Origin of the sequence: Hydrogenobacter sp. (assembly GCA_041287335.1) — a bacterium.
Classification (GTDB): domain Bacteria; phylum Aquificota; class Aquificia; order Aquificales; family Aquificaceae; genus Hydrogenobacter.
Genome location: JBEULM010000042.1, coordinates 1 through 20613, shown reverse-complemented (window position 1 = coordinate 20613; position 20613 = coordinate 1). Strand labels below are relative to the sequence as shown.

Annotated in this window: 20 protein-coding genes and 2 tRNA genes; 10 read left to right on the top strand and 12 right to left on the bottom strand. The window is 42.5% G+C overall.

The features are described from left to right. The 3 genes from aroC to ABWK04_06125 all read right to left on the bottom strand — a co-directional run. Positions 1 to 957 (bottom strand): chorismate synthase (aroC, locus tag ABWK04_06135; GenBank protein ID MEZ0361450.1); only part of this gene is annotated, 957 nt, incomplete at its 3' end. Then, the gene (rpmB, locus tag ABWK04_06130; GenBank protein MEZ0361449.1) at positions 957 to 1157 is read right to left on the bottom strand and encodes a 50S ribosomal protein L28; all 201 of its coding nucleotides are present in this window, start codon (positions 1155 to 1157) and stop codon (positions 957 to 959) included. The genes rpmB and aroC, both read right to left, overlap by 1 nt. 28 nt (positions 1158 to 1185) lie before the next feature. Beyond that, positions 1186 to 1473 (bottom strand): DUF2325 domain-containing protein, encoded by a 288-nt coding sequence (locus tag ABWK04_06125; GenBank protein ID MEZ0361448.1) that lies wholly within the window; start codon positions 1471 to 1473, stop codon positions 1186 to 1188. 102 nt (positions 1474 to 1575) lie between these two features. Here ABWK04_06125 and pdxJ point away from each other — a divergent pair, with 102 nt between their 5' ends. Both pdxJ and ABWK04_06115 read left to right on the top strand, forming a co-directional pair. Then, on the top strand, positions 1576 to 2304 hold the full coding sequence (gene pdxJ / locus ABWK04_06120; GenBank protein ID MEZ0361447.1) for a pyridoxine 5'-phosphate synthase: 729 nt from the start codon (positions 1576 to 1578) through the stop codon (positions 2302 to 2304). 21 nt (positions 2305 to 2325) lie between these two features. Then, entirely contained in the window at positions 2326 to 2589 is a 264-nt protein-coding gene (locus ABWK04_06115) for a hypothetical protein (GenBank protein ID MEZ0361446.1), read from the top strand. Here the strand turns inward: ABWK04_06115 and malQ are convergent, their stop codons facing one another. Next, on the bottom strand, positions 2590 to 4020 hold the full coding sequence (gene malQ, locus ABWK04_06110) for a 4-alpha-glucanotransferase (protein ID MEZ0361445.1): 1431 nt from the start codon (positions 4018 to 4020) through the stop codon (positions 2590 to 2592). A 120-nt stretch (positions 4021 to 4140) separates the two neighbouring features. Here malQ and rpiB point away from each other — a divergent pair, with 120 nt between their 5' ends. Together rpiB and ABWK04_06100 are read left to right on the top strand one after the other, a co-directional pair. Further along, positions 4141 to 4587 (top strand): ribose 5-phosphate isomerase B, encoded by a 447-nt coding sequence (gene rpiB, locus ABWK04_06105; GenBank protein MEZ0361444.1) that lies wholly within the window; start codon positions 4141 to 4143, stop codon positions 4585 to 4587. Between the two features lie 11 nt (positions 4588 to 4598). Next, positions 4599 to 4934: a hypothetical protein gene (locus ABWK04_06100; protein MEZ0361443.1), complete on the top strand. Its 336-nt coding sequence runs from the start codon at positions 4599 to 4601 to the stop codon at positions 4932 to 4934. Here the strand turns inward: ABWK04_06100 and ABWK04_06095 are convergent. The 3 genes from ABWK04_06095 to ABWK04_06085 form a co-directional block, all read right to left on the bottom strand. Further along, positions 4924 to 6000 (bottom strand): MFS transporter, encoded by a 1077-nt coding sequence (locus ABWK04_06095; GenBank protein ID MEZ0361442.1) that lies wholly within the window; start codon positions 5998 to 6000, stop codon positions 4924 to 4926. The two genes, ABWK04_06100 and ABWK04_06095, sit on opposite strands and share 11 nt — an antisense overlap. A gap of 49 nt (positions 6001 to 6049) precedes the next feature. After that, the gene (gene gltB / locus ABWK04_06090) at positions 6050 to 10552 is read right to left on the bottom strand and encodes a glutamate synthase large subunit (GenBank protein ID MEZ0361441.1); all 4503 of its coding nucleotides are present in this window, start codon (positions 10550 to 10552) and stop codon (positions 6050 to 6052) included. A gap of 86 nt (positions 10553 to 10638) precedes the next feature. Then, the gene (locus ABWK04_06085; protein ID MEZ0361440.1) at positions 10639 to 11295 is read right to left on the bottom strand and encodes a rhomboid family intramembrane serine protease; all 657 of its coding nucleotides are present in this window, start codon (positions 11293 to 11295) and stop codon (positions 10639 to 10641) included. A 35-nt stretch (positions 11296 to 11330) separates the two neighbouring features. On the opposite strand from ABWK04_06085, the gene carB reads away from it, so the two are divergent. Continuing rightward, a complete protein-coding gene (gene carB, locus ABWK04_06080) occupies positions 11331 to 12929 on the top strand; it encodes a carbamoyl-phosphate synthase large subunit (protein MEZ0361439.1) in 1599 nt (532 codons plus the stop codon). Beyond that, positions 12926 to 13450 (top strand): NTPase, encoded by a 525-nt coding sequence (locus tag ABWK04_06075; protein ID MEZ0361438.1) that lies wholly within the window; start codon positions 12926 to 12928, stop codon positions 13448 to 13450. The genes carB and ABWK04_06075 overlap by 4 nt, the downstream gene beginning before the upstream one ends. On the opposite strand, the gene ABWK04_06070 is transcribed toward ABWK04_06075, so the two are convergent. Further along, positions 13436 to 14188 (bottom strand): prepilin peptidase, encoded by a 753-nt coding sequence (locus tag ABWK04_06070; GenBank protein ID MEZ0361437.1) that lies wholly within the window; start codon positions 14186 to 14188, stop codon positions 13436 to 13438. The genes ABWK04_06075 and ABWK04_06070 overlap by 15 nt on opposite strands. A 46-nt stretch (positions 14189 to 14234) precedes the next feature. Here ABWK04_06070 and ABWK04_06065 point away from each other — a divergent pair. Together ABWK04_06065 and rpsT are read left to right on the top strand one after the other, a co-directional pair. Then, positions 14235 to 14306, top strand: a tRNA-Cys gene (locus tag ABWK04_06065). A 30-nt stretch (positions 14307 to 14336) separates the two neighbouring features. After that, a complete protein-coding gene (gene rpsT / locus ABWK04_06060; protein MEZ0361436.1) occupies positions 14337 to 14618 on the top strand; it encodes a 30S ribosomal protein S20 in 282 nt (93 codons plus the stop codon). On the opposite strand, the gene murJ is transcribed toward rpsT, so the two are convergent. After that, the gene (gene murJ, locus ABWK04_06055; protein MEZ0361435.1) at positions 14565 to 16064 is read right to left on the bottom strand and encodes a murein biosynthesis integral membrane protein MurJ; all 1500 of its coding nucleotides are present in this window, start codon (positions 16062 to 16064) and stop codon (positions 14565 to 14567) included. The genes rpsT and murJ overlap by 54 nt on opposite strands. A 5-nt stretch (positions 16065 to 16069) precedes the next feature. Beyond that, positions 16070 to 16156, bottom strand: a tRNA-Leu gene (locus tag ABWK04_06050). Between the two features lie 29 nt (positions 16157 to 16185). On the opposite strand from ABWK04_06050, the gene thiE reads away from it, so the two are divergent. Next, positions 16186 to 16743, top strand: coding sequence for a thiamine phosphate synthase (gene thiE / locus ABWK04_06045; GenBank protein MEZ0361434.1), 558 nt, complete (start codon positions 16186 to 16188; stop codon positions 16741 to 16743). 38 nt (positions 16744 to 16781) lie between these two features. Continuing rightward, positions 16782 to 17648 (top strand): ATP-dependent Clp protease proteolytic subunit, encoded by an 867-nt coding sequence (locus ABWK04_06040; GenBank protein ID MEZ0361433.1) that lies wholly within the window; start codon positions 16782 to 16784, stop codon positions 17646 to 17648. 7 nt (positions 17649 to 17655) lie between these two features. On the opposite strand, the gene ABWK04_06035 is transcribed toward ABWK04_06040, so the two are convergent. Together ABWK04_06035 and ABWK04_06030 are read right to left on the bottom strand one after the other, a co-directional pair. Beyond that, a complete protein-coding gene (locus ABWK04_06035; GenBank protein MEZ0361432.1) occupies positions 17656 to 18789 on the bottom strand; it encodes an aspartate aminotransferase family protein in 1134 nt (377 codons plus the stop codon). 2 nt (positions 18790 to 18791) lie between these two features. Continuing rightward, positions 18792 to 20489 (bottom strand): NAD+ synthase, encoded by a 1698-nt coding sequence (locus ABWK04_06030; protein MEZ0361431.1) that lies wholly within the window; start codon positions 20487 to 20489, stop codon positions 18792 to 18794. Positions 20490 to 20613 lie beyond the last annotated feature (124 nt).

Here is a 20613-nt window from a genome sequence, read left to right as displayed (position 1 = left end):
CAAGGGTTTTGTAAGAGTAGGTATGGGTTTCATAACTGCACGAACGAGTATTGGCATACCATTGGTGATACCTCCCTCAGTTCCACCAAGGTTGTTAGAATACCTGAAAAATCCGGTCTGCTTTGACCATCCTATTTCGTCGTGTACTTCGGAACCGAACCTCTTTCCAGCCTCAAAACCAAGTCCGAATTCCACACCTTTTATAGCATGTATACTCAAGATCGCCTGAGCTATCCTGCCATCTATCCTCTTATCCCATTGAATATAACTACCAAGCCCCGGAGGGACACCCAAGGCAAACACTTCAAAGATACCACCTAAACTCTCACCTCTCTCTTTAGCCTGTTCTATAACCTTGATAAACTCGTCATCCTTTGAAGGATCGGGGAATCTCACTAAGGAAGATTCGGCAAGCTCGTGTCTTTTAATGAGATCGTTCTCTTTTATAGGTGGCATGCATGTTCCTATGCTCACCACATAACTCCCTATTTTTATACCGAATTCCTCCAGAAATTTTTTACATACAGCACCTACTGCCACTCTGGCTGTCGTTTCCCTCGCTGAAGCTCTCTCCAATATATTTCTGAGATCCCTCTGGTTGTATTTTATACCGCCTGCTAAGTCCGCATGTCCTGGGCGAGGTCTCGTGAAGGGTATGGCGCTTTCAGGTCTCTCGCCTTCTATAGCCATTTTCTCCTGCCAATTCTCCCAGTCTCTGTTCCACACTATCATGGCTATAGGGCTACCCAAAGTCTTCCCAAAACGCACACCGGAAAGTATCTCCACCTGATCCCTTTCTATCTTCATCCTGCCTCCCCTTCCATATCCCCTCTGTCTCCTCTCAAGTTCACGATTTATATATTCTGTGCTTATCTCGAGGTTTGCCGGAATACCCTCAAGTATACAAACTACAGCCCTTCCATGAGATTCTCCTGCAGTCAGGAATCTTATAGACATCAGCCTATTCTTACCGCTTTAACCACTTTACCTGCCTTCAAACATTTGGTGCATACATAAACCCTCTTTACGCTACCGTCGGAGAGCTTTACCCTCATCTTTTGAAGGTTTGCCTTAAAGGTTCTTGGGTTTTGCTCTGCGGAAAAGGTTACGCTTTTACCAAACTTAGTAGTCTTACCGCAAACGTAACACCTTGCCATCTCTTACCTCCTTCAAAGTATGATCATTTTACCTCAATTTTTCATCTATTATCTCTCTGATTTTTTTCTCTAAGGTGCAAACACCATGTGAGTTACAAAATATGCATCTATCCTTTGCATATTTCTTAGCAAGTGCTACCATGTTGTGTCCAGTCAAGGATGTGAAGATTATCACCCAATCAGCACAAGCCAAAGCACTGTCAATGTTCTGCTGTGTCTCCTGATTTATAAATTTTATCTTAAGATGATATCTCTTAGCCATTTCCTTAACTTTGGATCGCATCCTGTCATGACCTCCGAGGATTACTATTCTCATAAAATCCTCCTTTTTGAAATCTGAACTCAATTTTAATACTTGAAAAGAAGCGAGTCAATATGATATTTCTCAATCAAATGGCAGGGTTATAATATAAATTACATGAGGCTGGGTGTTAACATAGATCACGTGGCAACTCTTAGGCAGGCGAGAAAAACCTTTGAACCAGATCCTGTTTTTGCTGCATTGATCGTACAACAGGCGGGGGCAGATCAGATAACCCTTCACTTAAGAGAGGACAGGAGACATATACAGGATAGGGATCTGGAGCTTATAAAGGAACTCGTAGTGATACCTGTAAATCTTGAAATGGCACCTACGGAGGAGATGAGGCAGATAGCTCTAAGGATAAAACCTAATAGGGTAACCTTAGTCCCTGAGAAAAGGCAAGAAATAACTACCGAAGGTGGTCTTGATGTTTTGGGTATGAAGGAATTTCTCAAGTCTTACATAATGCCTCTAAGGGCAGAAGGTATTGAAGTATCTTTTTTCATTGAACCGCAAATAGAACATGTGCGCGCATCAAAAGATGCAGGAGCTGATGCTGTAGAGCTACATACAGGAAAGTACGCAAATCTCTGGAAGGAGGGAAAGGCTTCTCAGGTGAAGGAGGAGATAGAGAAAATAAGAAGAGCCAGCATTGAAGCCAAAAATCTCGGACTTAGGGTTTATGCAGGACACGGTCTTACTTACCATAATGTCTCTGCCTTTGTTAGAGAACTAAAAGACTTGGTAGAGGAGCTTAACGTGGGTCATTCCATAATATCAAACTCTGTTATCTTTGGTCTTGAAAAAGCCGTAAAGGAGTTTCTAAGCTTGATAAAGGAGTAAAAAGGCGTTAAATTTAAACCTATGGCACAGAAGGAGGAACTCAAACCTGAAAGCTTGGAGCAAGAAGTGGAGGAGTTAAGAAGGAGTATTTTTAAGCTTTTTGAACTTCTCTTACCACCTAAGGAAATAAGGAGGGAAGTTATGAAAAATCTCTATACAGCTGAACTTTCCTTGCTTAGGATATTTAAAACCCTACTTGATTACAAAGTTTCACAAGTGGAAAAGAGAATAGAGAGTAAGGAGGAGAAGAAAAAGGAGCGGGTAAAGAAGGTGGAGGTGGAGTAATTACCTTCCGTAAGTTAAGCAAAGTTCCTTCAACTTCATAACTACTTTTTCATCGGGTAAGCTCGTTAGCCTCCACTCCCAGTTTTTGTCCTTTGTACCCGGTGTGTTCATTCTCGCTTCTTTACCGAGATTCAAAAGGTCCTGCATGGGAATTATACAGGCTTTAGCTACAGACATATAGGCTAATCTTATGAACACATCGCTCACTTCATCTTGAGTGAGTCTTCTTCCTATATACCTGTGAAGCCTCTCTTTTGCTTTTTCGTCAAGCTCTTCCACGTACCAGTCTCTTATCGGCATGTTATCATGGGTGCTTGTGTAAACAAAAAAATTCTTATCGTGGTTGTGGGGCATAAAGGGATGATTTTCGGCTTGAAAGGCAAATACAAGTACCTTCATACCAGAAAAGCCAAAACTGTCTCTTAGCTTTTCTACATCAGGTGTTATTAGCCCGAGATCCTCCGCAACGAAGGGAAAATCCGGAAATTCCTCCTTCAACTTTGTAAAAAACTCTTCCGCTGGAGCTTTTACCCACGTGCCAGCAATGGCGGTTTTTTCAGAAGCTGGCACTTCATAATAGGCTACAAAACCCCTAAAGTGGTCAAGTCTCAAGAGGTCAAAAAGTTTCAGATTGTGTCTTATTCTCTCAACCCACCACTTAAAACCTGTCTCTTTAAGCCTATCCCAGTTGTAAACTGGATTTCCCCAAAGCTGACCCGTAGGACTAAAATAGTCTGGTGGCACACCTGCTACTACGTAAGGTGTATTATCCTCACCGAGTTTAAAGATCTCCCTGTTTGACCATACATCACTACTGTCAAAAGCTGGATAGATGGGAAGATCACCCATAACTTTGATCCCTTTTGAGTTGGCATAAGTTTTAAGGGCTTTCCACTGCTTGAAAAACACAAATTGTAAAAACTTCTCCTTCCTTATATACATCTCAAGCCCGCTGATGTTATCGCTTTCCCACATATTCCACGGTTTTCTAAACTTATCTCTGAGAACCTTAAACCTGCAGTAATTCTCAAGCCAATAGCTGTTTTCCTCTACAAAGGACAGATACTCACCGTTCTCGCTGAAGTTTCCGAAGGCTATATCCAAAAGCTTTTTCTTTAACCGCAATGCCATCTCGTAATTTACCCTGTCGCTCTGGATCTTTGCGCTTTGCATGTCTCTCTTTGAGATAAGTCCTTCCTCATAGAGAAGTTCAGGGCTTACAAGTAGGGGATTTCCGGCAAATAGAGAAATGCTAAAGTAGGGAGAGTTACCGTACTCTATACAGGTAGGATTTAAAGGAAGTACTTGCCACAGCCTTTGTCCTGAGTTAGCCAAAAAATCCACAAAATTGTAGGCTTGAGGTCCCAAATCACCTATGCAGAAAGGTGAGGGGAGGGAAGTCACGTGCAGAAGTATACCTGCAAGTCTCACATTATAATTTTATCGCTCTTAAGTAAGAAAGATCCCTGTTTACCCATGATGGTATCAATGTAGTTGTAAAAAACCTCAGGAGTTTCCTTTTGAAGATTGACAATAGAATATAATGGTAGTATGAAAATAGCGATAGGCTCGGATCATGCGGGATACTTGCTCAAAGAAAAGATAAAGGAATTTCTCATATCCAAGAGATATCAGGTGATAGATTTTGGTACCACCTCGGCTGAATCTACAGATTATCCTATATTTGCACGTGAGGTGGCTCTTGCGGTTCAAAGGGGGGAAGCACAGCAAGGCATTCTGATATGTGGGACGGGTATAGGGATGTGTATTACCGCTAACAAGTTCAAGGGAATATACGCGGCACTGTGTACCGATGAGTATATGGCAAGGGTAAGCAGACAGCACAATAACGCTAACATTTTGTGTCTTGGAAGTAGGGTTTTGGGTGAAGCCCTCGCTATATCCATAGTGGATGCATGGCTCAACGCTGACTTTGAAGGTGGAAGACACGAAAGGAGGGTGGATCTTATAAGAAAGATGGAAAAAGACATGTGCTAAAATTAAAAACTATGAGGTTCTACGGTATAGCGTCAGAAAGCCGAGTCTTTGAAGTTTTACAGATTATTAATGATGGTGTGTGGTTCTTTGAGGATACCAAAAGCGGACTAAGAGAAAGATTAGACGCTGAACAGCTAAAGGAAAGGCTAAAGAGCATACTCTCACAGATAGAAAGCTGGAAGTCTCAAATGTCCTTTCTTCCTAAAAATACTGCGTTCGTTTTCATACACGAGCCGTCAGATCCAAAAGCTTTCAAGATATATGACACATCATCTCTCGGATGCTCCTCAAGCCTTTCGCCTCCGAGATGGAAGGTATACAAAGAAGGTGTTGAGATTAGGGAGTGATCTTTAGTATCTTACCACGGTGCGCCTTTTGGAAGATGAAAAAACCCGCTAAAGGAAAGATGAGCATAAAAAGTGCTGAAAGTTTGTAGTTGTCATCCGTTGCGTAAAGGAAAAGGGACCATACGAAAAGTCCTGTGGTGGATGCTACGCGCTCGGTAAGGGACAAAAAGGACAGTCTTAAAGATACCTGTGTCTGGGGAAAGCCCTCTATTATAAAAAGCCTTGATGTTGTCCAAAGGTGTGCCAGAGAAATGCCTGCAAGGAAGCCAATGGGAAGAAGGAATTCTCTTGGAATAAAGTACAGTGTGATGAGAAAAGAAGACCAAAGGAAAAAACCTGCTGGAAAGAGAAATAAAGCTCCCACCTTATCAGATAGCTTTCCAAATAGCGCACCACCTATCACACCACCTAAGGCTGACAAACCTATAACCTTGTAAATTTCTGTATCTTCAAGCCCGTACACCTTTCTCAGGTATATGCCCATCATAGCTATCAGCGTGTTGGCGACTTCCGTAAGAGATAGTATGGAGAGTATGGTTAACAAGAATTTTTTGTCCCTGAAAATCTCTCGGAGCGTGACGCTTTGTCTGTGCGAAGGATTCTGTAAAACTAAAAAAGATGGCAAAGACAGAAGGGTAAATAGGATACAGGCCTGAAAAAATACATCTGGAAGACTCATCCACCTTACCAAGAAAATCAGGCTTACTGCGGAGCTTACATACCCTACCGCAACACCAAGTCCAGACGCAAAACCCTTGCGCGTAAAACCCAAAAGCATGGAGTTATAAAATACCAAAGCCTGCTGGTGAAAAACAGCCATAAAGGAATAGACAAGTAACGCAAAGTAAGGCAAATTTGTTAAAAAGCTAAGGCAAGATCCAAAAAGAGCGGTTAGCAAGCTAAATATTACAAAAAGTTGTTTCCTTATACCTTTTGTGTCAGCTATCTTTCCAAGATATAAAGCGAGTAAAAAGGAAAAAAGGAAGGCTGATCCGTAAGTAATTGAGTATATCTTAGTATCCACGTATCTGGTTATAAAAAGAGGGAAAAAGGTGGAATAAACCAGCGCGCCCAGGAGAGTCTCTCCAGCGTCGTAAAGAGAAAAAGATAGAAGCCTAAGCTTTTCTCTCAGGTGTTATTTCCACCTCGCATTCGTCAGTTTCCCCGTAAATGTCTCTTTTGCACTGTTCAAGGGGTATAACTTTGTAAAACTTTTCTACGTATATGTCCCAGTTATCAAGTATGTGTTTTGCCCATGCGCTACTTGTATAAGCGTAATGCCTTTGTATGAGGGACTTTATTTCTTCTATTTCCCTTTCATGTTTTAGCCTCCTTATCATAACGTAGGAGGGGTTTATCTTCCTTTTAAGATCCTCGTCCAGTACGTAAGCATAGCCTCCCGTCATACCTGCACCTAAGTTAAAGCCTACGCTACCCAGAACTACTACTACTCCGCCTGTCATGTATTCACAGCAATGAAGCCCTGTACCTTCAACAACCGCCACAGCACCGCTGTTTCTTACCGCAAACCTCTCTCCTGCCCTTCCTGCTGCATAGAGTTCTCCTCCTGTGGCACCATAAAGGCACGTATTACCCATGATCACGTTATTTTGTGTATCTTCTACACCGCACGGTTTTATCACTATCCTCCCTCCGTACATGCCTTTACCCACATAATCGTTAGCATCTCCAATAAGTGTAAGAGACACACCTCTGTGATTGAAAGCCCCAAAGCTTTGACCAGCAGTCCCTAAAAATGTAAGATTTATTGTATCTTCCGGCAGTCCCTCATCCTTGTATTTTAAAGCTATGTAGTAATTGATCCTAACAGGTACGCTTCTGTCAGTGTTTTTTATGGTATACTCTCTGAATACCTTTTCACCTCTATCTATATAAGGGAGCAGTTCTTCAACAAGTTTTTCATTGAAGGAAGGTCTCGGATTGTCATTCCTTTCTACCATACATCTAAGGTGAGTACCTGCAGGATAGTTTTCCTTGAGAAACTTCTCCAACTTTATCCTCTTTGAACCTGGTATATGATCAAAGCTGATTATGTCTAAAAGATCCCGCCTTCCTATAATGTCATCAAGCCTCTTGTATCCCATCTGTGCAAGTATCTCCCTGACTTCTTGAGCAACAGCCCTGAAGTATGCGATCACATTCTCTACCCTACCTTTGAACTTTTCCCTATACTTTGGATCCTGCGTAGCTACTCCTGTAGGGCACTGGTTTGTGTGACACATTCTTGCCATGACACATCCTTCGGCTATCATAGCGGCTGTGCCAAAGCCGAACTCTTCAGCACCCAAAAGCGCAGCTACTATGACATCTTTACCAGTTCTCATACCTCCGTCAATCCTTATGCGTACCTTATCTCTCAAACCATTCTCCATGAGCACTCTTTGAGTTTCAGCCAATCCTATCTCCCAGTAATTTCCCGCGTTCTTTATAGAAGAGTAGGGACTCGCTCCAGTTCCTCCTTCAGCACCGCTTATCTGCACTATATCCGCATAAGCTTTGGCAACGCCCGCAGCTATGGTACCTACACCTGTCTCCGCAACAAGCTTTACGCACACCTTAGCTTTTGGGTTTGCCTCTTTGAGATCATGTATCAGTTGTGCAAGATCTTCAATAGAGTATATGTCGTGATGTGGAGGTGGTGATATGAGTGTTACGCCGGGTTGTGCGTGCCTAAGTTTAGCTATGTATTCGCTCACTTTATGTCCGGGAAGCTGTCCACCTTCTCCAGGCTTTGCACCTTGAGCTATCTTTATTTCAATATCGTGGGCAGATGCTAAGTAAGTGGGAGTGACACCGAATCTACCGCTGGCAACTTGCTTGATGGCTGAGTTCTTTATTGTCCAGTACCTTTGCGGATCTTCTCCTCCCTCTCCTGAGTTGCTCTTCATACCAAGCCTATTGCAAGCCTCGGCTATAGTTTCGTGCGCTTCGGGTGACAAAGCTCCCAAAGACATACCACCAGTTACGAAGCGTTTGAGGATCTCCTCTATTGGCTCAACCTGCTCTATAGGTATGGGCTTCTCAGATTTTTTGTATGTGAGGAGATGCCTTAAAAAGGTGGGATGCTCTGTATTGGCTATTTGGGAGAAGGCTTTATAGTCTTCATAATCCTTAGTTTCCAAAAATTTGTGTAAAGCTCTTACCACAAAGGGCGACCATGCGTGCCATTCTCCACCCTTTCTAAACTTCATATCTCCGCCGTAATCAAGCTGAGGATTTTCAAGTTCGTAAGCCAATTGGTGTCTTTTGAGGAGACTCTCCTCCACTTCAAATATTCCGTCCGATTCAACGCTCACAGGTGTACCAGGGAAATACTCTTCTACAAAATCTCTGTTCAAACAAATAGTATCAAATATCTTTGCCCCTTGGTAAGAGTTGAGAGTTGATATACCCATCTTAGACATGATCTTTAAAAGCCCATCCTCAAGAGCCTTTTTGTAGTTCATGATGGCTTGCTCGTAGGGTATCTTTATCTCACCCTTTTTGCAAAGCTCGTATATGGTCTCGTAAGCAAGATAAGGATAAACTGCGGATGCGCCATAACCTATCAAACAAGCCATGTGATGCGTATCTCTAGCCTCTCCCGTTTCCACTATCAGAGATACTTTTGTGGAAAGTCCTCTGTCCGAAAGCCACTTGAAAACCGCCGACACCGCAAGTAAGCTTGGAACTGCAAGCCTGTAGCGTGACATATTTCTATCTGTAAGAATAACTATCTGCGCACCTTCTTTTACAGCTTCTTCCACACGCCTGCAGACTATCTCAACACCAAGTCTAAGATCGCATATCTGAACACCTTCGTACATAGCATCGTAGAGTATGTCCGTTATCCTTCTTTCTCCAGCCAAGTCTTGAAGCTCAACAACACAGTAGCTCCTCTCCTTTGGATAGGTTATAGGTACTTTACTGACTTTGAAGTATTTTTGCTCCTCAATAACTTTTATCTGATTAGGCAACAGTATGGGGCTTTCTATCTGGAAACGTTTGGCATGATGTTCAGTTTCCTTGAGGAAGTTCCTTTTGTGTCCCAAGTTCATCCTAAGGGACATGACAGCCTTTTCCCTTATTGGATCTATCGGTGGATTTGTAACCTGTGCAAACCTCTGTTTGAAGTACCTAAAGAGCAATACGGGCTTTTCAGAGAGGGGTGGAAGAGGTGTATCATCACCCATGGAGAAAGTCAGCTCTTTACCTTCCTGTGCCATGTATGAAATAACGTTCTTTATCTCTTCCTGAGTGTATCCAAAAGCTATCTGCTTCCTCACTCTATCCGTGTCTTCTTTAGGTTCAGGAATGGAATGCTCCCTTAATATGTCCGAAAGTTTAACAAGATTCTTTCTAAGCCACTCCCCGTAAGGCTTTCTTTGAGAGAGTTCTCTCAGGATTTCCTCCGTTTCCCTTACAGTACCTTTTTGAAGATCAACGCAAAGGGTATCTCCAGGTCCGAGTCTTCCCTTCCTCTTTATCTTTCTGTCAGAAAGGTCCACCATACCAACTTCAGAACCGAGCAGTAAGATACCATCTTCGGTGATGATATATCTTGCAGGTCTTAGTCCGTTTCTGTCAAGGTGCGCACCTATAACTTTACCATCGGTAAAGGCAATAGATGCAGGTCCGTCCCAGGGCTTCATGAGAAGGGACTCATACTCAAAGAACTCCCTAACTTCATCCGGCATGTCAGGTACCTTTTCCCATGCAGGGGGAATGAGCATATTTATGGCATGCTCAGGAGAGTAACCTACCAAACACAGAAGCTCAAAGACACGATCTAAAGATGCCGAATCACTTTCATCATAGGAAACTAAAGGTTTTATAAGGTCTTTACGATCGGCAAAAATCTCGTGCTCAAGCTCACTTTGAAGGGCAAGCATCCAGTTTCTATTTCCCTGTATGGTGTTTATTTCGCCATTGTGCGCAAGATACCTGAAAGGCTGAGCAAGCTTCCAGTTGGGGAAAGTGTTTGTAGAGTATCTTTGGTGAAAAAGGCAGAATGAGGATTCAAGCCTTTCGTCCCTTAGATCCGAATAGAAATTGTCAAGTTGCAGAGCCACCATCATACCTTTATAAACGATGGTGCGTGAGGATAGGGATGCTACATAGACCTTTTCGTTTATTTTCTTGTCCCTCTCTACAGTCCTTCTAAGGAGATACAGTTCCAGCTCCCTTTTATCCTCAGGCAGATTTCCGGCATCCAAAAGCAGGTGAAATATCTTTGGCATCACCTTTAGAGCCGTCTCTCCAACAGCGGATTTATTAACGGGTACTTCTCTCCAGCCTACCAAACCGAATGGGGATTTTTTTATATGCTCCTCTATGCGGTTTCTCACATCCTCATACAGAAAGAAGACACCTACGCAAAGGTTATCTATATGGGATACCTCAAGCCCTTCTTCGTGTATGTAATCAGAAAAAAATGTTTTGGGTATCTGTATGAGAATACCAGCACCGTCTCCTGTTTTTCCATCTCCTCCTATAGCTCCTCTATGGGTTAAATTTTTTACAGCTTCTATACCCCACCTTACTATCTGATTGCTCTGTTCTCCCCTTATGTTACATATAAATCCAACTCCGCAAGAATCGTACTCTCTTATCTCCATGTATACCACCTCTCAAAAAAGTAAAGGGACTAATATTTTAACTTAGTGATACTTGCTTATGTGTCAATAATTAAATTATTTGAGCGTCACCCATACCACCTTTTACGATAGAAAACCTTTACAAGCATGTAACCTACCGCAAAACCACCTATATGGGCAAACCAAGCTACACCTCCACCGTGCGCAAAGGGTAAAGTGAGGATACCGTTTAAGATTTGAATGAGTATCCACAAGCCTATGAAGAGTATCGCCGGAACCTCCATAAAGGTCAAGAAGAAAAATATGGGAACCAAGGCTAATATTCTGGCATGAGGGAAAAGCCAAAGATAGGCACCCAAAACTCCACTTATTGCACCGCTCGCTCCCACCATAGGTACGTCTACTCCGCCCGCCACGAAGCTAACGAAGGTTTGTAAAAGAGCCGCACCAAGACCCGAAAGCGTATAAAAGATAAGGTAATTTAGCCTTCCCAACCTATCCTCCACGTTATCACCGAATATCCAAAGAAACCACATGTTACCTATTATGTGTAACCAGCTCCCGTGCAGGAACATATGGGTAATGAGCGTGTAAGGTCTTTGAAAAACCTCAGCAGGTATAAGCCCGTAGCGATAGATAAACATGTTCATCTCATCTTCGCTTAGGCTCACCTGATAAAACCAAACAAGAAAACATACGAATATCAACATAAAGTTCACGAGGGGGACATTCCGACTTCTGTTGATATCCTTTATGGGAATCATGCTAATAGTATACTGTGTTATAATGAAGTTTTTGAATGAAAAAAGTCCTCATCTTAGGAAGCGGTCCCAACCGTATAGGTCAGGGTATAGAGTTTGATTACGCATGTGTCCATGCCATATATTCTCTGCGCGAAGAGGGAATAGAAACTATTATGGTAAATTGCAACCCCGAAACGGTATCTACGGATTACGATACTGCTGATCGGCTTTACTTTGAGCCTGTCGTTCTTGAAAATGTACTTGAGATAATCAGAAGAGAAAATCCCGACGGTGTTTTTTTACAGTTTGGAGGACAAACTCCTTTAAAACTCTCTTTACAGCTTCAGAAGGCTGGTGTGAAAATTCTCGGGACTCAGCCGGAAAGCATAGATATGGCTGAAGATAGGGAACTCTTCAGAAGGCTTGTAGAAAGCCTCGGTATAAAACAGCCACCGAGCGATACGGTAAGATCAAAAGAAGAAGCTCTAAGGGTAGCGAGCATCATAGGTTACCCCGTTTTAGTTAGACCATCATACGTTCTGGGTGGAAGGGCTATGAGGATAGTTTACGATGAGGAGGAGCTTTTGCGTTATCTTGAAGAGGCGGTAAGCGTAAGTTACGAAAGACCCATTCTCATAGACAAATATATATCAGATAGCGTAGAGGTTGACGTTGATGCTATAGGTGATGGTGAAGACTACCTTATCGGTGCAGTTATGGAACATATTGAGGAGGCAGGAGTTCATTCTGGAGATAGTGCGGCATGCATTCCACCTTATACTCTTGAAGAGGAAGCTATAAACATCATAAAGGAACAGTCTAAAAGGATAGCGAAAGCTCTTGACGTTAGAGGTCTCATAAATCTGCAGTTTGCAGTCAGAGGTGAGGAAGTTTTCGTTCTTGAGGTCAACCCGAGAGCTTCACGAACTGTACCCTTTGTGAGTAAAGCGATAGGTTATCCGCTCGCAAAACTCGCAGCTAAGGTAGGAATAGGCAAAAAATTGAAAGATCTTTTACCGGAAGTTTTTGAGAGGATTAAAAGGGGAGATGTTCACATAGCGAGTGACTTCATGAGTGCTGAAAAAAAGTTATACGCAGTAAAAGAGGTGGTTTTCCCTTGGAAGAGATTCCCCGAAGTTGATCCAGTACTGGGACCGGAGATGAGAAGCACGGGTGAGGTTATGTCTATAGACGAGGAGTTTGGTATGGCATACTACAAAGCTCAGCTTGCAGCTGGCAACAGATTACCTACAGAAGGTAAAGTCTTTATAAGTGTTGCCGATAAGGATAAGGAAAAGATCCTTGATCTTGCGAAGGGTTTTAAAAATCTGGGATTTAAGCTTTTTGCCACAGCAGGTACACACAGATTTCTAAAAAAGCACGGTATAGAAGCGAGTCACGTACTGAAAGTATCCGAAGGAAGACCTAACGTAGTGGATATGATAACAAACGGCGACATAAACCTGGTGATAAATACACCTACCGGTAAGAAAGAGAGAAGCGATGCTTATTACATAAGGAGGGCTGTGGTGCAGTATGATGTGCCTTATGCCACAACAGTAAGGGGGGGCTACGCCATGCTTTCCGCCATTGAATGCTTCATCAAGCGTGGTGGAAAAATCAGAGTTTACGCACTTCAGGACATACACAAATGAAAATTGTTTTAACAGGTCATCCAGGTATAGGTAAAACTACCGTTGTGAAAGAGGTAATACGCCATCTCAAAGATAGAGTAATTGGTTTTTGGACGGAAGAAGTTAGAGACAGGGTAAGTAAAAAAAGAACGGGTTTTAAGGTTGTGAGTACCGATGGCAAATCGGTTATCTTTGCAAGCAAGTTTTTCACTTCAAAGTACCTTGTAGGTTCTTACGGGGTGAATGTAGAGAGATTTGAGAGTGTAGCTCTTCCTATTCTTGAAAAAGCCATCAAAGATAAGGACAAGATAGTTGTTGTAGACGAGGTTGGGAAGATGGAGCTTTTCTCCGAGAAGTTTTCAAAAATGTTTGAGGTTATATTTTCTGATCCGAAGCGCTCAGCTTTAATCACCATTCCCATAAGGGATGTGCATCCCATCGTAAGATGGGTAAGGAAAAATCCTCAAGCGATACTTTTGGAAGTTACGAGGGAAAACACAGATGCCCTCATCTCCGAAATAATAGGCTTACTGACTCAATAGCATGGTACTTAACTTATCATGAAGCATAACACCGACAAAACAACCCATAGAGAGAAAGGGACCGTAAGGCATTGCGAAGGAAAGGTTTTTATACTTGAAGATGAGGGGCAATGCATACACAAGTCCAAACAGAGAACCCAAAAACACAGCATAAACCACACCCCACACACCTGTAACAGACCCTATAAAAGCCATAAGCTTTACGTCTCCGAAGCCTATGCCTTCCATTTTTCTAACCTTCACATAAAAGATGTATATGAAAAAGAAAGTCACACCACCTATTAGAGCGCCTAATATACTGTCAAGAAGGTTAAAATGATTTCTGAATATAGAAGTGAAAAGACCGAAGGCTAAACCACCAAGGTTTAAACTGTCCGGCAGTAAGAAAGTATCCCAATCTATGAACGAAAGGATCAAAAGCAGTGAAAAGAACACGAACATTACTATACCTTCAAGGTTTGCCCCCCACTTGGCATAAGATAAAAGGGCAAGAAATCCAGAAAGTACTTCTACAGCTGGATATCTTAGGGATATAGGAGCCGAGCATTCCCTACACTTACCCTTTAGTAAAAAATAAGATATTATGGGTATATTATCGTACCACTTTATTTTTGTCCCACACTTGGGACAATGGGATGGAGGATCTATTATGGATTCTCCTCTCGGAATGCGGTATATAAGCACATTGTAAAAACTTCCCAAAATGCTCCCCAACAAAAAAAGTGCCAAATAATCCATACTCATACTCATTTTATACCGAAAAGAGGTATAATTATAGTGATTAGGCAACGTGGCCGAGAGGCTAGGCGAGGGACTGCAAATCCCTTCCACGGCGGTTCGAATCCGCCCGTTGCCTTGACAAAAAAGATCGTCAGGAGGTAAAAGTATGCCAAACACCAAACAAGCTGAGAAACGTATGAGAAGGGATGCAAAAAGAAGGGTGAGAAACAGGTATCACCTTTCCAGGATGAGGACTTATATAAAGAAGTTTAGAAGGCTGCTGGAACAGGGTAAGTTGGAAGAAGCTAAGCAGTTCTTACCCCAAGTCGTAAGCGTTATATACCACACCGCATCAAAAGGTGTGATTCACAAAAACGAAGCATCAAGAAGAGCATCAAGGCTCAGCACCTTGCTTAATAAAGCTTTTGAGTCTACTAAGAAGGAGTAATGATAAGGGCTCTTTGAAGGTAAGTAAACTAAAAAAGTACACCAGCATACCAAAAGGTATTATAAAAGCTGTATAGGAAGGTTTGCTCATTAACTCCTTTAGTGGGAATATAAATACGGACATCACAGTAGAAGCTATCAGCGGTTTAGATAACAGCTTTAAGACTTCTCCCACAAGGATCGTCTCCCCCCTTGCCTTCCAAAAAAGATATACAAAACCTATCAAGGAAGAGGTTGAGGTCCCTAAGGCAAGTCCCACAACTCCCCACTTGAGGACAAAAGCGTAAAAGCTTCCAAATATACCTTCTGAGAGTACAGCAAACAGTGATGCTTTCACGGGAGTTTTTGTATCACCTTTGGCGAAAAATACGCTACTTAGAACTTTTTGTAAAGAGAAGAAGGTAAGACCCAAGGCGTATGCTTGGAGAACCAAAGAAGTAGTAAGTACATCACTTTCCAAAAACCTACCTCTACCATAAAGTAAGGCAATTATGTGATCGGATAGGGTTATAAGCCCAAAAGTAGCCGGGAGGGAAATGAGAATTACAAACCTGAAAGCTAAGTGCGTAGTTGGCTTTATATCTTCACCTTTGGAAAGTGCGGAAAGAAGAGAATTTGCCATACCTACAGATACAGCACCTAAGGGCAATTGAAATATACGGTTAGCGTAATAAAGGTAGGATATAGAACCAAGCGCTAAAAAAGATGCAAGTAATGTATCTATAAAAAAGGAGAGCTGAGCAACCCCAAAGCCTAAGATGGATGGTAATAGCCTCTTCACTAAAAGCTTTACATCTTTGTCAAGAATTAGGGAAAAACCCAGTTTAACATCTGCTTTTAGCAGAGAAGGAATGTTAAACAAAACCTGAGCTAATCCACCAAGAATAACGCCCGCTATAAGAGAGTAAAAACCAATCCAGTGAGAACAGAAGGCTATCACCAGAGAGAAAACTATGTTAAAAACCGCCTGAGCGAAAGCCGGCACGAAAAAAACTCCCTTTGTGTTGAGGATCGCCATGAAAAAAGAGCTAAGACCCACAAAAAAGAGGTAGGTAAATAGCCAGCGTGACATAAAAACGGCAATTTCAAAGTGGGGTCTACTTCTTATACCGGGAGCTATAAGACTCACTATGTATTCGGCGAAAAATATACCAAAAAGCGTTACCAGAAGGTTCACAGCAGTGTAGTAAGTAAAAACAGAATGAAGAAACTGTTTCTCTCTTCCACCCTTTATATCTTTGGCGTACACAGGTATAAAGGCAGCGTTAAAACCACCTTCTCCGAGCAGTCTTCTAAAGGTATTCGGAAGTCTAAAGGCTATAAAAAAGGCATCTGTTACTTGAGAGACACCAAAGTGATAAGCTATAAGAGCATCTCTAATATAACCCAAAGCCCTACTTAAAAGAGTCGCAACTGAGAAGCTTACCGAATGCTTAATCAATCCCATTTTTTTGGTGCCGGAGGCGGGAGTCGAACCCGCACGCCCTCACGGGCACTGCCCCCTCAAGACAGCGCGTCTGCCAGTTCCGCCACTCCGGCTGAGTTTTATATTATATACGATAAATGCCATGTTGCCAAGACTATACGCGATAACTGACGGTCAAAAATACGGAGCAAACTTTTGGGATAATCTTTACAAGGTTCTTGATAAAGGTGTCAGGATGATACAGTTGAGGGAGAAATCTTTAAGCGGAAGGGAATACTACGAAAAGGCGTTAAAGGCGCGGGAGATAACGAAAGAGTATTCAGCTATATTGCTGATCAACGATCGCATCGACGTAGCTCTCGCTGTGGGTGCTGACGGTGTACATCTTCCCCAAAACGGAATACCACCATCCTGCGTACGTAAAATGAAGAAGGATCTCATTGTAGGTTTTTCGGCTCATGATCTTGAGTCTGCCCTTTATGCGGAAAGCGAAGGTGCGGATTTCATAACGTTAGGTCCAATTTTTAAAACATCTTCGCATCCGGATGCAGAACCCATAGGGCTTAACGCTTTGAAGGAGATTTCAAAGAGAGTTTCCATACCAGTTTACGCTCTTGGAGGGATAAGCTGGGAGAGAATAAAGCTGTGTTACAAAAATGGAGCTTACGGAATAGCAGGTATAAGCTTATTTTTAGAGTAAATTTGTATCTTTCTTAAACTTTTTTTATAATTTGATTTATGGATCAGGTACAACCTTATTTTAGCCCTGTGGCTTATATCTTTAATTTCTTGTGGTTCTTTTTACTGATATTTTTCATCCTTGTCCCAATATGGAGGAGGTTTCTTCTCAACAAGGCGAGGGAGGCAACCATCGAACAGCTTGAAAGGAAAAGGGGAAGCAGAGTTATAACTCTCATACACAGACAAGAGAGCTTTGCTCTTCTTGGAGTTCCCATATTCAGGTTCATAAATATTGAGGACTCAGAGCAGGTATTGAGGGCTATAAGGATGACTCCTGAAGATATGCCTATTGATCTCATCATTCACACTCCCGGTGGTTTGGCGCTTGCTGCCACACAGATAGCTAATGCGCTGTCAAGACATAAAGCTCCCGTAAGGGTTATAGTCCCTCACTATGCTATGTCAGGAGGAACCCTCATAGCACTCGCTGCTGATGAGATCATAATGGATCCAAACGCTGTATTAGGACCTGTTGATCCTCAGCTCGCTCAAATGCCGGCAGCTTCTATACTTAAAGTCCTTGAACTTAAAAAGATAGATGAGATAGATGATCAAACGCTCATACTTGCAGACGTGGCAAAAAAAGCGATAGATCAGATGATAGAGTACTTAGTTGGTCTTCTAAAAAATAACGGTATGGATGAAGAAAGAGCCAAAAGGATCGCGCACGAGCTTGCCACAGGTAAGTACACTCACGATTACCCGCTTAGCGTTGAAAAGTTAAGAGAAATAGGATTGAACGTGAGCACGGATGTGCCTGAGGAAGTTTACGCGCTCATGGAACTGTTCCCGCAACCTATGGGATCTCAAGTACCTTCCGTGCAGTATATACCCGTACCATACAAGACACACAAGGTAAGATAGACTGATGCTAAAGTTTGAGGACCCTTTCCAAAAGGGCAAGGGCTATGTTTATATGATCTTTCTGTATTATCAGGGGGGGGACAAACCTGAGAACAGTTCCTGCGGTACAGTTAATCACAAGTCCATGATCAAGCGCCTTTTTTACTATAGCACTACAGTCTCTTTCTAAATCCAAACCTAACATAAGTCCAAGTCCCCTCACTTTACCGGTCTTTAATCTCTCAAGACCCCTTTTGAAGTATGCTCCTGTATCCATTACGTGATCAAGAAGCTCAGATACCTTACTTATAACAACTTTTGCGCACGCACAAGCCAAAGGATTCCCACCAAAGGTTGATCCGTGTGAGCCGGTAGAAAATACTTCCGAAACGCTCTTTCGTGCTATCACAGCGCCTATGGGGAATCCGCCTCCGAGACCCTTAGCGAGAGTTACTATATCAGGTTTTAGGTCAAAGTGTTCGTAAGCAAAAAACTTTCCGGTTCTTCCAACACCAGTTTGTACCTCATCAACCACTAAAAGTAATCCTTCACTGTGACAGAGCTGTTGTACCTTTTGGAGAAATTCATAATTGGCTACCCTTATACCACCTTCTCCTTGAACGACTTCAAGCATAATAGCGGCAGTGTCCTTCCTCAGGGCTTTCAGGAGGGAATCAAAGCTGTTATATACAGCATAATCAAAGCCGTCAAGTAATGGTTCAAAACCTTTATGTACCTTTTCCTGAGCGGTTGCAGACATGCTCCCGTAAGTTCTTCCGTGAAATCCATTGTAAAAGGTGATAATGCGGTATCTGTTTTCACCTTTTTCTCTGAAGTACCTTCTCACGAGCTTTATACCAGCCTCGTTGGCTTCTGTTCCACTGTTACAAAAAAATACCCTTCCCTCAGTCCAAAACCTTTCAACGAGCATTTTTGCAACTTCTTCCTGCCAAGGATTTTCAAAAAGGTTGGAGATATGCATGAGTCTCTGTGACTGTTCGCAAACAGCATTTAAAAGATCCGGATCGTTGTAACCCAGAGTGTTCACAGCAATACCTGCAACGAGATCAAGGTATTTTTTACCTTCACGGTCAAAGAGGTAAACTCCATCCCCTCTTACGAAACTTACCGGTAACCTTGAGTAAGTGTTCATAACATACATCTTTATCCTCTCCAGGCATTAGTTACAGGCATTCTCCAGTCCTTTCCGAAGGCTTTAGAGGTAACCTTTATACCTATAGGTGCTTGCTTTCTCTTGTATTCAGCGAGTCTTACCATACGCACCACCTTCTTTACAATTTCACGATCCACACCTCTTTGTCTTATATCTTCTTCTGAAAGTCCTTCTTCAACGTAAAGGGAAAGCACTTTATCTAAGATTTCGTAGGGTGGTAAAGTATCCTGATCTGTCTGCCCGTACCTTAACTCCGCAGAGGGAGGTTTTTTGAAAACCCTTTCCGGTATGTCAGGCTTTACAGAGTTCCTGTAGCGAGCTAATTTGTATACAAGCGTCTTGTAGACGTCTTTTAAAGGTGTGAAACCTCCCGCCATATCACCGTAGATGGTAGTGTATCCCACCGCCGTCTCACTCTTGTTGGATGTGGAAAGGACAAGCCAACCGTATCTGTTAGAAAGATAAAAAAGTATGTTTGCCCTTATTCTGGCTTGAAGGTTCTCATCAGCCACGCTAAAATCGCCAAAACCCAAAAGATCTCTGAAGTTTTTGAAGACCTCTCCGATGGAAAACTCACGAATCTCTATACCCAAGTTTTTTGCAAGGGCAAAAGCATCTTCCCGGCTCTCTTCTGACGTGAATTCTGAAGGCATGAATACTCCAATTACTCTATCCTTTCCCAGCGCATCAACAGCTATACAGGCAACGAGGGAAGAGTCTATGCCTCCTGAAAGTCCCAAAACCACCTTTTCAAAGCTGTTCTTTTGCACATACGCCTTTAGCCCAGTTTTCAGAGCTATGTAAATTTCTTCTTCTCCAGCGGGACTTTTTTCTACTCTCGGAGGAAGAATGGGAAGGTCTTTTTGTATCTGTGCATTGCATATGACTACACGATGGTTTTCTCTCCCTTCTCTGAGTCTCGTATCTACGAGCCTTTTCCTTCTCACTCTTTCCAGATCCAAACTTAACGTCAGTACATCTTCTTCAAAAGCTTTTGCCCTCGCATAAATGCTTCCATCAGGATCTATCACCACGCTCCTTCCGTCAAAGACAAGTTCATCTTGTCCTCCCACCAAATTTACGTAAACGACGTAGCACAAGTTGTCCTCAGCCCTCGCCTTCAAAAAAGCTTCTTTGAATTCATACTTTCCATAATAGTAAGGTGAAGCGTTTATATTGATGAGTACGTGCGCCCCCATAATAGAGTATGTCCTTTCAAAACCATCCGGATGCCAGATGTCCTCACACACAGAAAATCCCAATTTCACTTCTCTTAGCTGTAAGGTAAGTCCCCAATCTCCCTGCCTGAAGTACCTCTTTTCATCAAAAACCGAATAATTTGGGAGGAAACGTTTGTGGTAAGCTCCAAGTATGCGACCACCTCCTATCAAAACTGCAGAGTTATAAGTGTCTCCATCGTAAAAAGGCGTACCGATCACAGCCAGGGATGTGAACTTTTCAGAAGCTTTCTTTATAAACTCAAGCCATGTGGCGCATTCTCTTAAAAAGTCCATTCTTAAGAGAAGGTCTTCCGGAGGATAGCCCGAAAGGGCAAGCTCTGGGAACACAACCAGATGAGATACGCTATCATGCTCTTCCCAGATTTGCAATATCCTTTTTGCGTTGCCTTCTATGTCTCCCAACTTGGTATCAATCTGCGCAAGTGTTACATTTATGTTGTCTTTCATGAACTTACTATTATAAACTTTTTGTGTTAAAATAATACAGGAAGGAGGAGGAGAATGAAGAGATTAGCCCTTCTTTGTCTGATAGCCCCAGCCGTATTTTCCTGCGGTGGGGGGAGCGGTTCTG

Bases quoted from the DNA above. Each gene is read 5' to 3' on its own strand.
- rpmB (MEZ0361449.1), bottom strand. From the start codon at position 1,157: ATGGCAAGGTGTTACGTTTGCGGTAAGACTACTAAGTTTGGTAAAAGC.
- ABWK04_06125 (MEZ0361448.1), bottom strand. From the start codon at position 1,473: ATGAGAATAGTAATCCTCGGAGGTCATGACAGGATGCGATCCAAAGTT.
- pdxJ (MEZ0361447.1), top strand. From the start codon at position 1,576: ATGAGGCTGGGTGTTAACATAGATCACGTGGCAACTCTTAGGCAGGCG.
- ABWK04_06115 (MEZ0361446.1), top strand. From the start codon at position 2,326: ATGGCACAGAAGGAGGAACTCAAACCTGAAAGCTTGGAGCAAGAAGTG.
- rpiB (MEZ0361444.1), top strand. From the start codon at position 4,141: ATGAAAATAGCGATAGGCTCGGATCATGCGGGATACTTGCTCAAAGAA.
- ABWK04_06100 (MEZ0361443.1), top strand. From the start codon at position 4,599: ATGAGGTTCTACGGTATAGCGTCAGAAAGCCGAGTCTTTGAAGTTTTA.
- gltB (MEZ0361441.1), bottom strand. From the start codon at position 10,552: ATGGAGATAAGAGAGTACGATTCTTGCGGAGTTGGATTTATATGTAAC.
- ABWK04_06085 (MEZ0361440.1), bottom strand. From the start codon at position 11,295: ATGATTCCCATAAAGGATATCAACAGAAGTCGGAATGTCCCCCTCGTG.
- carB (MEZ0361439.1), top strand. From the start codon at position 11,331: ATGAAAAAAGTCCTCATCTTAGGAAGCGGTCCCAACCGTATAGGTCAG.
- ABWK04_06075 (MEZ0361438.1), top strand. From the start codon at position 12,926: ATGAAAATTGTTTTAACAGGTCATCCAGGTATAGGTAAAACTACCGTT.
- ABWK04_06070 (MEZ0361437.1), bottom strand. From the start codon at position 14,188: ATGGATTATTTGGCACTTTTTTTGTTGGGGAGCATTTTGGGAAGTTTT.
- rpsT (MEZ0361436.1), top strand. From the start codon at position 14,337: ATGCCAAACACCAAACAAGCTGAGAAACGTATGAGAAGGGATGCAAAA.
- murJ (MEZ0361435.1), bottom strand. From the start codon at position 16,064: ATGGGATTGATTAAGCATTCGGTAAGCTTCTCAGTTGCGACTCTTTTA.
- thiE (MEZ0361434.1), top strand. From the start codon at position 16,186: ATGTTGCCAAGACTATACGCGATAACTGACGGTCAAAAATACGGAGCA.
- ABWK04_06040 (MEZ0361433.1), top strand. From the start codon at position 16,782: ATGGATCAGGTACAACCTTATTTTAGCCCTGTGGCTTATATCTTTAAT.
- ABWK04_06035 (MEZ0361432.1), bottom strand. From the start codon at position 18,789: ATGTATGTTATGAACACTTACTCAAGGTTACCGGTAAGTTTCGTAAGA.
- ABWK04_06030 (MEZ0361431.1), bottom strand. From the start codon at position 20,489: ATGAAAGACAACATAAATGTAACACTTGCGCAGATTGATACCAAGTTG.